Source organism: Plantibacter sp. Leaf1 (assembly GCF_001421315.1).
Classification (GTDB): Bacteria; Actinomycetota; Actinomycetes; order Actinomycetales; family Microbacteriaceae; genus Plantibacter.
Genome location: NZ_LMJX01000001.1, coordinates 123,420 through 137,759, shown reverse-complemented (window position 1 = coordinate 137,759; position 14,340 = coordinate 123,420). Strand labels below are relative to the sequence as shown.

Below are 14,340 nucleotides of genomic sequence, written 5' to 3'. Positions count from 1 at the left end.
GGTGGAGCCGTCGGTGCCGGTACCGGTGAACGTGACCGTGCGAGAGTCCAGCTCCTGGCCTTCCGTCGGGCTCGTGACCGAGAAGACGGGGGCCACGGCCGGGAGGGAGAAGTCGACGGGGACTTGCGGAATGCCACTGCCGCCGAACAGACCACCGACCTTGATGTTCTGGGCGACGGTTGCGTCGTCCGCGTACGTCGGGAGCTGGACGCTGTAGTCGATGGGCTGGCCGAAGCTGCCGCCGACGTTGGTCCGAGCGAGCGGGGTGGTGCCGTCCGCGGCGTAGACGATGACGGTCGAGCCGCCGAACACGGAACCGGTGACGGTGACCGTGCGGGAGTCGACGGTGGAGTTCTGAGCAGGCGCGGTGACCGTGAGGCCGGCTTCGGCAGCGGAGGCCGGTGCTGCGGTGAGCACCGCGCCGCCGAGGGCAAGAGCGATGGCGGCGGGCACGGCGAGTGCCTTCCGCCAGGACAGGTGTCGTGACAAGAGCATTCCTTGGGTTCGAGGATGGGGCTGGGGCGTCCGGCAGGACTGCCGCCTGCGACTGTGCAGGGCGTCCGTCTTCATGGACGGGTGATACGACCGGACCGGGCGTCCGTCGGATGTCGGTCGCCCTGCGGGAGAAGCCAACAGTCTCCAGAGCGCTGTCGGTCCTTTAGCGGAAATCGGCTGATCGACAAAAATGCCTGATCAGCGTACCGCTACGCGGGTGTAGCGCGGGGATCGGTGGCCACTTCGGCGGAATGTCGCGGTTGTCGATCGTGTCAGCGGTTCCACTGCTGACCATTCCCGCAGGGCGCATCGGCCGCACCATTCATGGCGGCGGAAGTCCAGGCTTGCCCTGGGCCGAATCCGCTGCTACAGCCCCCCCGTGCAACCCGACATTGTGCGGTTACCCAGCCCCCACGGACCCCCTCCCCGTAGGCTGGAACCCGTGGCGCGAAGCATTTACATCATCTCTGCCGAAGGACACTCCGGGAAGTCGACGGTGGCCCTCGGGGTCCTCGACACCCTGAGCCATCAGATCGAGCGGATCGGGGTGTTCCGGCCCATCGCGCGCTCGACGACGAAACCCGACTACGTGCTGCAGCTGTTGCTCGAGCACGACGGCGTCGACCTCTCCTACGAGGACTGCATCGGCGTCAGCTACGACGACGTCCACGCCGACCCCGAGGCGGCGCTCTCGCGCATCGTCCAGCGGTACAAGCATGTCGAGGCGCAGTGCGACGCCGTCGTCATCCTCGGCTCGGACTACACCGACGTCGGCAGCCCGACGGAGCTCGGTTACAACGCCCGGATCGCCACGAACCTCGGTGCGCCCGTCCTCCTCGTGCTCGGCGGCCGCGCCGGCCAGGGGTCGGGGGAGCAGCTCGGCCAATCGCTCGCGCGCACGCCCGACGACATGCGCAACATCGCGGAGCTCGCACTCGGTGAGTTGGCCGATGCCCACGCCCAGCTGCTGGCCGTCGTCGCGAACCGCGCCGACCCCGAGAAGCTGCTCGAGATCACGGCGGCGATCAGTGACGCGATCCACCCGAACGGTTCCTCGGGTGCGTCCGTCGTCGCCCCGGCGGGTCACGCGGCCGGTGCCGCGATGGTCCCCGTCTGGGCCATCCCGGAGGACACCTTCCTCATCGCGCCGACGATGGACAGCATCCTCGAGGCCGTCGACGGCACCCTCGTCAAGGGCAGCGCCGAACTCCTCACCCGCGAGGCGCTCGGCGTCGTCGTGGCCGGTATGTCGATGGTCAACGTGCTGCCGCGGCTGACGGAGGGCGCGGTCATCGTGATCCCCGCCGACCGCACCGAGGTCCTGCTGGCCGCGCTCATGGCGAACGCCTCCGACACCTTCCCGTCGATCGCCGGCATCGTCCTGAACGGCGGGTTCCCGCTGCCCGAGGCCGTCGAGGAGCTCATCTCTGGCCTCGGCGAGATCCCGCCGATCGTCAGCACCGACCTCGGCACATACGACACGGCGGTCCGCGTCATGAACACCCGCGGCCGTCTCGCCGCCGACTCGCAGCGCAAGTACGACACCGCGCTCGCGCTGTTCGAACAGAACGTCGACGCACCGCTGCTGCTCGAGCTGCTCAACGTCGCACGCGCCGACGTCGTCACGCCACTCATGTTCGAGTACGGGTTGTTGGAGCGGGCCCGGTCGAACCGGAAGCACATCGTCCTGCCTGAGGGCGACGACGACCGCATCCTGCGCGCCGCAGGCACGCTGCTCGCCCGCGAGGTCGCCGACCTCACCATCCTCGGTGAGGAGATCGAGGTCCGGTCGCGGGCGATCGAGCTCGGCATCGACCTCAGCAAGGCGACGATCGTCAGCCCGTTCGACGCGGTCCTGCGGTTCAAGTTCGCGCAGGAGTACGCACGCCTGCGGGCCCACAAGGGCGTCACGATCGACATGGCGAACGACGCCGTCACCGACGTCTCCTACTTCGGCACGATGATGGTGCACCTCGGCCTCGCCGACGGCATGGTCTCGGGTGCCGCCCACACGACGGCGCACACCATCCGCCCGTCGTTCGAGATCATCAAGACCAAGCCCGGCGTCTCCGTCGTGTCGAGTGTGTTCCTCATGGCGCTCGCCGACCGCGTGCTCGTCTACGGTGACTGCGCGGTCAACCCCGACCCGACGGACGCTCAGCTGGCCGACATCGCGATCTCCTCGGCCGAGACGGCCGAGCAGTTCGGGATCGAGCAGCGGATCGCGATGCTGTCGTACTCCACCGGAGACTCCGGTGCGGGCGCCGATGTCGAGAAGGTCCGGTCGGCCACTCGGCAGGTCCGGGAGCGTCGCCCCGACCTCCTCGTCGAGGGCCCGATCCAGTACGACGCCGCCGCCGACGCCGCGGTCGCCGCGACGAAGATGCCCGACTCGCAGGTCGCGGGGCGCGCGACGGTGTTCATCTTCCCCGACCTCAACACCGGCAACAACACGTACAAGGCGGTGCAGCGTTCGGCCGGTGCCGTCGCCATCGGGCCGGTGCTGCAGGGGTTGAACAAGCCGATCAACGACCTGTCGCGCGGCGCCCTCGTGCAGGACATCGTCAACACGGTCGCCATCACCGCCATCCAGGCGCAAGAGCAGGAATAGGTCCACACGCACATGCCCACCGTCCTCGTCGTGAACTCCGGTTCCTCGTCGTTCAAGTACCAGATCATCGATGTCGAGACGGAGCGGACGCTCGCCAGCGGGCTCGTCGAACGCATCGGCGACGCGACGGGCGCGGCCGAGCACCGCGCGATGACGTATGAGGACACGAGCTCGGGCGAGACGGACGACGACGCGACGCCCATCGAGGAGCGGTGGATCATCGAGCGGGCGATCCCCGACCACACGGCCGGGTTCCGCGTCATGCTCGACGCCTTCGCCGAGCACGGTCCGTCGCTCGAGGAGCACGCGCCGATCGCCGTCGGGCACCGGGTGGTGCACGGCGGGAAGCGCTTCTTCGAGCCGACCGTCGTCACCGATCTGGTGAAGATCAACATCGAGGACATCTCGGAACTCGCCCCGTTGCACAACCCCGCGAACCTGCAGGGCATCACGGCCGCGCAGGCGGCGTTCCCGGACGTGCCGCACGTGGCCGTGTTCGACACCGCGTTCCACCAGACGATTCCGGCGGCGGCGTACACCTACGCGATCGACGCGGAGCTCGCGGCGAAGCACCGGGTGCGTCGGTACGGGTTCCACGGCACCTCGCACAAGTTCGTGTCGGAGGCGGCGGCCGCCTATCTCGAGCGCCCGCTGGGGGAGCTGAAGCAGATCGTCTTCCACCTCGGCAACGGGGCGTCGGCGTGCGCCGTCGACGGAGGCCGTTCGGTCGATACGTCGATGGGCATGACCCCGCTCGAAGGCCTCGTGATGGGCACGCGCTCGGGCGACATCGACCCGGCGGTGCTGTTCCACCTCCACCGGAAGGCGGGGCTCGGCTTCGACGAACTCGACACCCTGCTCAACCGTCGCAGCGGCTTGCTCGGCCTGTCGGGCACGGGCGACATGCGCGACGTGACGGATGCGGCGTCGAACGGTGACGAGGCGGCGCAGCTCGCGCTCGACGTGACCGTCCACCGCCTGCGGCACTACCTGGGTGCGTACCTCGCGGTGCTCGGTGGTCTCGATGTCGTCGTGTTCACGGCCGGCGTCGGCGAGAACGCGCCGCAGATCCGTGCCGGTGCGGTGCAGGGGCTCGAGGGGCTCGGCATCGTCCTCGACGAGGAGCGCAACGCGGAGCGTGCGCGTGGCATCCGGGTCATCTCGACGGACGATTCGCCGGTGACGGTGCTCGTCGTCCCGACGAACGAGGAACTCGAGATCGCCCGCCAGACGGTCGCCGCCCTGGCCTAGCGACCCCCGGTCCCTGAGCTTGTCGAAGGGCTCCACGACCCCATGCGGTCCCTGAGCTTGTCGAGGGGCGCTGCTGTCCTGGACGCGACCTCTGGTCCCTGAACCTGTCGAAGGGGTTCGACGTCCGGATTCCCGCACCCTCCTCGAGGCCTCGCGCAAAAATCAGTGGTTCCCCTAATTCAGTTTCGCTGTGAGTTCCCTTAGTGTCAGAGAACCAACAGGTGCATCGCGCCTATCGGACCCCTAAACGAAGGTTCTCCTCTCAGTGAAAATCACGACGTCACGCCGCATTGCGGCTCTCGCCACCGGCTTCGCAGTTGTCGCCGGATCCACCCTCCTCGTCGCGGGCTCTGCCTCTGCGTTCGACTACCAGGTGACCCCGGACGAGCTCCAGGGCAGCATCGACCCCGCTACCGCCACCGGCTGGTACGAGGCCCTCCCGGCCGACCAGGTTGGCGCGCCTGCCGAGATCACCGACGCTGGGCTCGTGCTCACCGGCGACTCGCAGATCATGTACGCGTACGACGCTCCGGAGCCCGCCACGATCTCGTTCCAGACGCTCTTGACGTCCGCGAACTTCGTCTCGTCGCTCAATGCTGCGTACTTCCAGGTTCAGGTCCGTGTCATTCCGGGTGACGTGGACTCGACCACGACCGTGAGCGCTTCGCTCGCGGGCCCGGCGAACATCCCCGGACCGCCGTGGCAGGCGAGCACGGATGACCTGCCGGGCATCCCCGCGAACACGCCCGTTTCGATCGAAGAGATCAGCGCCGCGATCGGCAACGACTACGAGATCCTCGGGTTCGGTGTGAAGGCCACTGCTGGCAGCGACGACGTCGTCCAGTCGATCACCTACCTCAACGACACGTACTCCTTCGTGGCTCCCGTCGCTGCAGTCCCGAGCGTGCAGGTCACCCCGGACACGATCTTCTTCTCCGACGTGCGTCCCGGTGGCGCCGGCTTCGGTGTGACGGCTGCTGGCTTCACGCCTGGCGACACCCTGTCGATCGCTGTGACGGACCCGAACGGTGAGATCTTCGGTTCGGCCGACGGTGCCAACACGGTCATCGCCGACGAGAACGGTGGCTTCGTCGCCGAGGGTCTGACCCTCGAGGGTGAAGGCATCCAGGTCGGTACCTACACCTTCTCGGTGACGGACACGGCTGGTCGGGTCGCTGCCGACTCGATCGCCGTCATCGCTGACCCGGTCGCTGCTGGTGCTCCGGTCGTTCCGACGCTGGCTGACACCGGTTCGGACTCGGGTGTCCTCGTCGGTGGCGCTGCCGCGCTGCTGCTCCTCGGTGCTGCCGGCATGCTGGTCGCTGCTGCTCGCCGCAAGGGCGCGCAGGTCGCGGCCTAGTCACCGCCTCGTCTCATCCTGCGAAGCCCCGTCATCGACTCCGGTCGACGGCGGGGCTTCGTGCTGCCCCGGGCCCTCCCCGGTCCCTGAGCCTGTCGAAGGGTTGCACGATCATCCCGGTCCCGGGGCATGCCGAAGGGGCCGGCGTCTGGGCGAGGTGTGGCGGGCGGAGTGCAGCTCCGTTGCTGCCTTCCGCCCTGCCGCATCGACCGCGGTCGGGGTGGACCGGGTGATGCAAACGGCCGTTCGCGCATTCGGGTCACGAAAACGACCGGAATGAATGCTTCGGAGCAGCCGGGAGACCGGATTGGATCGTCTTGCCGGTCGTGGACGGCCCCCCTCGACGGCACGATGAGACCCGCCGGGCGAATCGTGCTCCCGGCGGGTCTCGGATCGGCGGTCGTGCCGCCTGGTCGATCAGGCCGTGCGGCGCCGGACCAGGATGGTGACGGCTCCACCGATGAGGAGGAGCACTGCGGCGAGTCCGGCGAAGGTGGCCGTCTCTACGCCGGTGTTCGCGAGCGGACCGTTCCCACCGCCGGTGGATCCCACGGGGGTGACCGTCGTGCCACCGCCAGCCGGCGGGGTGACCGGTGCCGCGATCGCGACCGCGAAGTCGGTCGGCGCGGAGAACGGCGAGGTGCTCTCCGGGACCACACCGCTGGCGCTGGCGGCCCGTGTGGCCGAGGCCGAGACGCTGTACGCGCCGTCGGCGAGTTCGACCGCGAGGGAGAACGTGCCGTCGGCCTGGACCGTCGTGGTCAGCGTGGCCGGAACCGCAACCGCAGCGGCGGACACGTCGGACTCGTCCAGAGCGGCCGTCTCGGCTGCTGTGGCGTCATCAGTGGCGGGGGTGATCACGATGGTGATGGTCTCGCCCGCGTCGCCGGTGCCGCTGATGGTGGTCGTGGGCGTGGTCACGACCGCGTCGGCGGCGGGCGCGACGATCGTCGGCGTGTTGGCGAGGCAGTCCAGCGTGACCGTCTTCGCGTCGAGGACGACCGGTTGGCCGGCGGCGTCCTCGGTGACGACCTGCACGACGGTCTCGAGGTCCTCGGTCAGCGACCAGGATCGGACCCTGGTGTCGCCCTCGACGACGGTGCCGCTCTCCACGACGGTGTCGCCGTCGAGGAAGGCGTACGGTGCGTCGGAGGTGCCGAGCGAGTTGTCGAAGGTGTACTCGACGCCGGGGATGGTGGGCACGAGGATGCCGCCCGTCGGGATCTCGCACGATGCGTCGCTGACGGCGCCGGTCGGTGCCGGGCCCGGTTCGCAGTCGAGGTCGAAGGTGGAGCTGGCGAGGACGACCGGGTCGCCGGCCGCGTCGACGGACCGGATCGCGGAGGTGCCGCTCTCGTTCGGGGTGAGGGATGCGGCGTAGCTTCGCGTCTCGCCGGCGGCAAGGGTGCCGCTTTCGACGACGGTGTCGTTCTTCACGAACTCGTAGTCGGCAGGACCGACGCCGGCGGAGTTGTCGAAGGTCCAGAGGAACCCGGGGGAGGGCGGGATGATGCCGCCGGAGGGGAGCAGGCAGCTGGCCTCGCCGATGGTCGCGACCGCCGCTGGGCTGGCGTTGGGTGTGCAGTTCGCGGTCTGGACGGCGCCGGCGATGACGCCCCCGGTGACGTCGATGACCTGGAGTGGTGTCGACGCGTCCTCGAGGACGGGGATGACGTAGTCGTCGCTCTCGCCGGGGGCGAGCGTGACGTTGTCGAAGAGGACGGTGCCGTAGTCCTGGACGATCTTGTAGGTGAGGTCGGTGGCGTCGTCGGCTGCGTTGCTGACGGTGATGCTCACGGTCGCGGCTGCGGGGACGGTGCAGTCGGGTGCGGCGATGGTTGCGGATGCTGGGAGGGCTTGGGCGGGGATGCCGGTGAGGACGACACCCGCGGCGCTGAGGGCGATGACGCCCAGTGCTGCGAGTGATCGTGAGAGCGGTGACGTCATTGTGCGATTGCTCCTTCGTTGGATGCGCAAAGCTGCGTGATTCGAGTTCGGAGCCGGGACACAGGTGGATTGGATGGAATCTGCAGGAATGTCGCGGTCCGTGTCCAGGAGGAATGCGCAGGAGGCCGCCCGCATGTCGGATGGTGATCGTCGGGCGATCGGAGGGCACCGGAGCGGGATCTGTGCGCTGACCGCATGTGCAACATCGGGGGTCGCCGATGTCAGGCGACCCGCAGCCGCGGCTTACCGCCCCGCCGCGGAATGCGGTGGGGATCGACGTGGGCAGGCGGGATGAACCAGGGCACGTGATCGCGCACGGTGACCTCCCATCCGTCGTTGTGGATGCGATGGTGATGGAATCCGCAGAGCAGGATGCCGTTGCTGAGGTCGGTCGGTCCGCCGCGGGACCACCACTGCAGATGATGTGCTTCGGTGTACGACGGTGGATGGGTGCAGCCGGTCCAGGCGCAGCCGCCGTCGCGTTCGGCCAGTGCGACCTTCTGTGCCTTGCTGAACAGCCGCGTGCCGACGCCGAGGTCGAGGACCTGGGACGGCCCGCCGAGCACCATGGGGATGATGCGGCCGTCCGCGGCCATGCGGCGGGCGGTTGCGGCGGTGATGGGCTCGGAGACCCCGTCGATGAAGGCCTTGCCGTCGGACCAGGGGCTGTCGTCGACGAGGTCTTCGTCGTCCATGCGGATGATGAGGGAGACCGGCGCGAGTTCCGTGACCGCTGCCTCGCAGCCGGCTGCGTGGCGGAACACCTCCACGAGGGCTTCGACGCGTCGTTCATCCATGGTGCGGGTGTCGGGCATCTCTGCGGCCGGGACGTAGGCGTCGTCGAACGGGTCCGCCGACGGCTGCACTGCACTCGGGTCTTCCGTGCCGGCCTCGTTGGCGGTCTGGTCGACGAACCGGACCTGCCGGAGCTGTTTGCCGACGACGGCGTCCATGGTGGCTCGGACCCACCCTGCGGCCTCGGGAGCGAGGAACGCGCGCAGCTCGGTCATGCCGTCTGGGAGCTCCCGCAGGGTGCAGCGCTGCTGCCGGCGGAGGGCGATCTCGCGGGGTACGGGGCCGTCCTGGTCGAGGCTCGTGCGGACGAGCCTGGCGAGGCTGTTGACCTCGGCGAGCGGTGCGCCGTCGCAGTGCTCGATGCCTGCGCTCACGGCCAGGTGCGCCCGGTCGGCGTCGACAGCTGAGCTGACGAGCCGCAGTTCGCGGAGGAGCGCGCCTGCGCCGTCGATACTCAGGGCAGAGCGGACAAGACGCGGCTGGTCTGTCGGGTCGACGCCGTCGTGGTCGACCGTGCACGTCGGGGTGTCGGTCGCGGACAGCTGTTCGCAGGCGTTGGCGCCGGCGACGGCCGGCCGGGGCTCGATTGCGGCGGCGATCTCCGGGCGGTCGCATTCGATCACGTCGCCGGTGAGGGCACGCTTCGGGGTGATGGCCTGGGCGACCGAGGTGATCGTGGCGGCGCGTCCGCGAGGGATGCGCCAACGCTCGGAGAGCATGACCGCGGGCGACGCGTATCCATGGCTGCGGGCCAGTGGATCGTGACCGACGATGCCGGCCCGGGAACGCTCAGCGACCGATCCCATCACCCGTGCTGCCAGCACCTCCACCACGTGCTGCACTGCACCGAGTTGGTCGAGGACGCGGACCACGCCGGCGTCGTTCATGCCGGCGAGTTGCTCGATGGCGTCGTCGCCTGGGCGGATCGGGTCGAGCGCCCCGGACCAGGTGCGGAGGAGGTCCGACATCGTCTCGCTCAGCGCACCCATCGGGTCGACCGAGACCGGGCCGAGGGGGACGCGTGGGCTGCTGGACATGGATTCATCCAAACATGAGCCACTGACATTCGAGTCTCGGCGGAATTCAGCGCTGACCTGGTGCTTTTAGGCAACGTTTGTCGTCTCCGTGCCGTGGTTCGAGGCCGATCGGGCGCATTCCGCCGACGCCGAGAGGAGCACGGGTCGCTCGCCTACACTCGAGGGGTGCGCCCATTGACCGCTCGCGAGCGAGACCTGCTCTTCGCCCTGATCGCTCGCGGCTCGGCGGTCGGATCAGACGCGTCCATCGCCCAGTCGGACCGGGAGCGGTGGGCGGGGCAGGTCGCCGCGGCCAAGGTGCACGGCACCTGTGGGTGCGGGAGTTGCCCCTCGATCGAACTGGCGCCGAGCGACGAGGCCGACAGTGCGGGCCCGAGCCGCAGGACGGTGCTCGAGGCGAGCACCGACGACGCGTTCCTGCTGCTGTTCATCGACGACGATCGCCCGACGTACCTGGAGCTGGCCCCCATCGGAGACGACCCGATCACCGAGTTCCCGCTGGTGGCCGACGTCGCTTTTTGAGAGGCCTCGGCAGGCTCGCCGACTTCAGTCCCGCGTGCCGAACAACCCGTCCCCGTGCTTCATGAGGACCGCGTAGGCGTCGGCGTAGTTGTCGGGGAGTGGAGCACCCGGCTCGTACTTCGCGAGGAGGATGCCGATGAGGCCGAGCGCCGGTGGCGTCAGCGGACGCTTGCGGTCCTTCTCCCGATCGGTGCGTGCGTTCGCCTCGGGGTTCGGCGGGACGTAGGCGGGCGTCACCGTCGGCCACAGGACGGGCTGCCTCGGCGTCGTGAGGTTCACCGCATTGAAGATGCTGGTGGCGGTCCGGTCGCGTTCGGTCAGCGGGTCGAGGCCGTGCAGTTCGGCGAGCGTTTTCATGAGGGAGCCGTGGTGCATCTCGTCGTTGATGACGCTGCCGGCCTTCGTGTACGCCGAGACGACGATGGTGGGCACTCGGAGGCCCAATCGGTCGAAGCCGAACCCCATCTCGCCGGCCTCGGGCTCGCCGGACGGCGGCGTCGCCTTGGGCGGGGCGACGTGGTCGTAGATCCCGCCGTGTTCATCGAAGGTGACGAGCAGGACGGTGTTCATCGCGTTCGAACCGGTGGTCGACGCCCCGTCTTTGACCGCCGTGTAGACCTCGCCGAGCAGTTGCTCGCCGGCACGCATGTCGGAGTAGGCGGAGTCGAGTTCCGGATCGGCGTCGTCCCGGCCAGGGTTGTCGGGCCGCACCACCGGCGGGTGCATGTCGTTGTGGTCGAACACCATGCGCGGCTCGACGAACGCGTAGTCGGGCAGGTCGCCGTTCGCCGCGTCCTCGTGGAACTGCTCCATGCTGCGGAAGTTGCTCTTCCAGTACTGCTCGATCGACGGGGCACTGAGCAGGCCGGTGAGCGAGACGACCTGCTGCGCGTCGTAGTAGACCCGCCACGTCTTGCCGGCCTCCTCGAGCCGGTTGAACACGGTCGGGACGGCGGGGGCGCTCAACCATTTGCCGATGCCGTCGCCCTCGATGTTCGTGACGTAGCCGTGGGACGTGCTCGCGTGGAAGAAGGAGCGGTTGCAGAAGGTCTGCGACGGGACCGCCGCGTACCAGTGGTCGTACACGCCGAAGTGCTTGGCGAGGGTGGAGAGCACCGGCAACATCTCGGGGGAGAAGCCACCCATCACCACCGCGTACTCCTCGGGCGTGGGTTTCCGGCCGCGAGCGAGCGTGGAGTTGACGATGTAGTCCTTCACGAAGCCGTCGTTCGTGGGCGCCGAGGTGTCGGCCGGGAGGTTCCACGGTGGCTGCAGCGGGTTGCGGAGGTCGCCGTTGCTCTCGGGATCGATCGTGCCGAACAGCTGGGTGTTGACGTGTGGGTAGAACTCGCCCGGGTCCGGGTCGGGCTGCGCCATGATCTGATCGGTCGGACCGCTGTAGACGTGGGCCGGGACCGCTTCACCCGCCTCGCCGGGATTGCTGTAGTCGCCCTGGGCGAGACCGTCGAAGGTCTGTCCGGCCGGCTCACCACCCGCGGGGTAGAGCCATCCGAGCATGTGGTCGAAGGAGCGGTTCTCGAACATCACGACCACGACGTGGTCGAACCCCGGTTCGCTGCGCTTCGGGAGCGGGGTGAAGCCGTAATCCTCCTGCGGGTTGGCGGCCGTAGCGGCGGCGATGCCCCCGGCGACCGCGCCGCCCGCCGCGAGGCCGGCGACGCCGAAGCCTGCCGCGCGAAAGAAGTCACGGCGGGACGCGGGGCGTTTGCGGCGGGGAGCGGGGGTTTCGTCTGCAGGTCTTGCGTCGCTGTCGTTCCTGACCATCTACGCCTCCCCGCTAGCGGAGCAATACCGCGCTGGAACCGAGCGGCGCACTTGTCCGTTGAATCTAGCGTAGACGCTGAGCGCAAGCCGAACGAAAATCCCTCTTGAAGGTTTGCCAATCGCGTCGCTGCAAGGAGTGATTACGGGACGCTCCGTGTTCCCTGTCGCTCGACACTTGAACGTGCTCACGCCTTCACATGGTTGGAAACACAGTGCGTCATCGGCCTGCTTCCGCCGCACGTTAGCCAGACGTGTTTGAATACTGTCAGCGATGTGCGCTGAGGCTTGAGCAACGCAAATCGTGATCCGGCTCGTCACGACGCAGCGGTCTGTCGCGATCCACTGCATCGCGCGTCACTGGCGCAGATTGTCCCGTTCCACCAACGTTCTCTTAATTCTGACCTTTCAAATTCGCGATCGTCGCTTGAGCGGCCGATTAGGAGAAAACTCATGGCGCGCGCCAACTTCCGAGTCGACGTCCAGATGCTGCGAGTGATCGCAGTCGGCCTCGTGATCCTGGATCACGCCGCACTCTTGCAGCGCCTGCCAGGGAGTCCCCGAGGCGGATTCATTGGCGTGGATATCTTCTTCGTTATTTCCGGTTTCTTGATCACTTCGCACCTCGTGAACGAACGATTGGCAACCGGCAAGATCTCGTTTCGCAAGTTCTATCAGCGGCGAGCCCGAAGGATCCTCCCGATGGCCGTGGTTGTTGTCGTCGTCGTCCTCATGGCCTCGTATGTCCTCTTCTGGACGTCGCAGGCGAATCAGTACGCCCTGGACGGCCTATGGTCGTTGCTGTTCGTTTCCAACATCGCGTTCGCGGTGACCGGCACCGACTACTTCGCCTCCTCTGCACCATCGATCTTCCAGCACTTCTGGTCGCTCTCGGTGGAGGAGCAGTTCTACATCGTCTGGCCGTTTGTCATCCTGCTGGGCGGAGTGCTCGCCGCCAAGGTTCGCAGACCACGCCTGGCGATCGGTCTGACCGCCGCAGCGGTCGGCTTGCTCTCGTTGGCATGGGCATGCTTCGAGACGAACGTCGCTCCAACGGCTGCGTATTTCTCGACCGCCTCGAGGGCGTTCGAGTTCGCCGGTGGCGCCGTACTGGCGATCGGCGCAGTGTCCCTGACGCGTGTCCCGCACAAGGTTCGGATAGTCATGGCTGGCCTCGGGCTCGTGGGGCTCGTCGTGTCCGTGTGGGTCATCGACCCGGAGTCGGCGTTCCCGGGCCCCGCGGCGATCCTCCCCATGCTCAGTACCCTCCTCGTGATCGCAGCGGGTACGGGCCAGGACGGCGGACTCCGGATTCCGTTGCTGACGAGCCGACCTATCAGCTACCTCGGCGGTATCTCCTATTCGCTGTACCTCTGGCACTGGCCTGTGATCGTCATCGCGAGGAGCACCATCCCATCGAAGGCGGTCGCCATAGCCGTAGCCCTCGTCCTGACCCTCGGGCTATCCGCCCTCTCCTACCGGTTCGTTGAACAGGCGGTGTTGCAGTCCTCGTGGCTCCAGCGAGGCAGCCGATCAACGCCGAGGCGGCCGTGGGTGCTGCGCAGTACCGCGATGCTCGCGGTCGGCGTTCTCGCTTCAGCAGTGCTCGTCGGAGGAGCCTCGATCGCGACACGCGCAGCTGTCCAGCCCCCGACCGAGGCCTTTGAACGCCCGGCCGACGAGCCCGCGGCCGTCGCCGTTCGAGTCGACGTGTTGCAGAGCTTGATCCAGGAATCTGTTGATGCGGCCGCCTGGAACGACGTCAGTCCGGCGATCGACGCACTCGGCCCCATCGTGCCCGATACGATGTTGAATTGCTGGACATCAAGAGTCGGTGACCTCAACTCGTGTGTAGTTGGAGACTCAGCCGCCTCACGGTCCGTCGTCCTGGTGGGGGACTCGATCGCGATGACGTATTCGTCGGCGCTCCGGAAGCTCGCGACGAAGATGGACTTCACCCTCCGCATCTTCGCGAAACCCGGGTGCCCCGCAGCTGAAATGACCGTCCTGTCCACGGACGGCTCTGTCTATTCACAGTGCGACGACTTCCGTAGCCAGGTGCTCGACGAAGTGCAGCGCCTGCAACCTGACCTCATCCTCATGGCCTCCGCACGCGACTTCAACCTCGCACCAGGTTCAACCCTCAAGCCACAAGAGGCCCTGGCGCAGGGGTGGACGCAAACGCTGGAGCGCGTTTCATCCGTCGCGCCGGTGGCCATCCTGACCCCGCCCGTCGACGGCCCGGAGACGGCGGTCTGCGCGAACCGGTTCAACGGACCCGCCGACTGCGGCACCGGGGTCTCGAAGGAATGGCTGGTTAACCTGTCGACCACCTCGGCGGCGGCGCGACCGTTCGGTGCCACGGTTATCGACACCGCGGCCTGGTTCTGCACGCTCGATGGCGTGTGTCCCGCGGTCGTCGACGGCACGGTCGTGCGACGTGACCGGACTCACCTGACCGTCGAGTACAGCGAGTCGCTCGTGCCGCTGTTGGACGGATGGCTTTCTCAGATGCTTGAGGCGGCCGCGTGAGGGCGACC

8 protein-coding genes and 1 pseudogene are annotated in these 14,340 nt (G+C 67.9%); 5 read left to right on the top strand and 4 right to left on the bottom strand.

Annotation, left to right across the window (positions count from 1 at the left end; all coding sequences use genetic code 11):
* A pseudogene (locus ASE44_RS18655) lies at positions 1-489 on the bottom strand (hypothetical protein); the annotation flags it as partial.
* A gap of 448 nt (positions 490-937) precedes the next feature.
* Between ASE44_RS18655 and pta the strand changes: the two are divergent.
* The 3 genes from pta to ASE44_RS00505 all read left to right on the top strand — a co-directional run bounded on the left by pta (position 938) and on the right by ASE44_RS00505 (position 5,717).
* Entirely contained in the window at positions 938-3,106 is a 2,169-nt protein-coding gene (gene pta / locus ASE44_RS00515) for a phosphate acetyltransferase (protein WP_056776434.1), read from the top strand.
* A gap of 12 nt (positions 3,107-3,118) precedes the next feature.
* Positions 3,119-4,357, top strand: a complete 1,239-nt coding sequence (locus ASE44_RS00510) for an acetate/propionate family kinase (RefSeq protein WP_056776431.1) — start codon at positions 3,119-3,121, stop codon at positions 4,355-4,357.
* A gap of 265 nt (positions 4,358-4,622) precedes the next feature.
* Complete coding sequence (locus ASE44_RS00505) at positions 4,623-5,717, top strand: hypothetical protein (protein ID WP_056014349.1); 1,095 nt, start codon at positions 4,623-4,625, stop codon at positions 5,715-5,717.
* A 417-nt stretch (positions 5,718-6,134) separates the two neighbouring features.
* Here ASE44_RS00505 and ASE44_RS00500 read toward each other — a convergent pair whose 3' ends face one another.
* On the bottom strand, positions 6,135-7,664 hold the full coding sequence (locus tag ASE44_RS00500) for an LPXTG cell wall anchor domain-containing protein (RefSeq protein WP_056776427.1): 1,530 nt from the start codon (positions 7,662-7,664) through the stop codon (positions 6,135-6,137).
* 221 nt (positions 7,665-7,885) lie between these two features.
* Complete coding sequence (locus ASE44_RS00495) at positions 7,886-9,496, bottom strand: HNH endonuclease signature motif containing protein (RefSeq protein WP_056776424.1); 1,611 nt, start codon at positions 9,494-9,496, stop codon at positions 7,886-7,888.
* 165 nt (positions 9,497-9,661) lie between these two features.
* Between ASE44_RS00495 and ASE44_RS00490 the strand changes: the two genes are divergently transcribed.
* A complete protein-coding gene (locus ASE44_RS00490) occupies positions 9,662-10,018 on the top strand; it encodes a hypothetical protein (protein ID WP_157579739.1) in 357 nt (118 codons plus the stop codon).
* Between the two features lie 24 nt (positions 10,019-10,042).
* Here ASE44_RS00490 and ASE44_RS00485 read toward each other — a convergent pair whose 3' ends face one another.
* Entirely contained in the window at positions 10,043-11,803 is a 1,761-nt protein-coding gene (locus ASE44_RS00485; RefSeq protein WP_056776420.1) for an alkaline phosphatase family protein, read from the bottom strand.
* Between the two features lie 450 nt (positions 11,804-12,253).
* On the opposite strand from ASE44_RS00485, the gene ASE44_RS00480 reads away from it, so the two are divergent.
* The gene (locus ASE44_RS00480) at positions 12,254-14,332 is read left to right on the top strand and encodes an acyltransferase family protein (protein WP_056776416.1); all 2,079 of its coding nucleotides are present in this window, start codon (positions 12,254-12,256) and stop codon (positions 14,330-14,332) included.
* Positions 14,333-14,340 lie beyond the last annotated feature (8 nt).

What these genes read in the sequence shown, in the direction of transcription:
- ASE44_RS00485 (WP_056776420.1), bottom strand. Translation starts at nt 11,803, where the DNA reads ATGGTCAGGAACGACAGCGACGCAAGACCTGCAGACGAAACCCCCGCT.
- ASE44_RS00500 (WP_056776427.1), bottom strand. Translation starts at nt 7,664, where the DNA reads ATGACGTCACCGCTCTCACGATCACTCGCAGCACTGGGCGTCATCGCC.
- ASE44_RS00495 (WP_056776424.1), bottom strand. Translation starts at nt 9,496, where the DNA reads ATGTCCAGCAGCCCACGCGTCCCCCTCGGCCCGGTCTCGGTCGACCCG.
- ASE44_RS00480 (WP_056776416.1), top strand. Translation starts at nt 12,254, where the DNA reads ATGGCGCGCGCCAACTTCCGAGTCGACGTCCAGATGCTGCGAGTGATC.
- ASE44_RS00510 (WP_056776431.1), top strand. Translation starts at nt 3,119, where the DNA reads ATGCCCACCGTCCTCGTCGTGAACTCCGGTTCCTCGTCGTTCAAGTAC.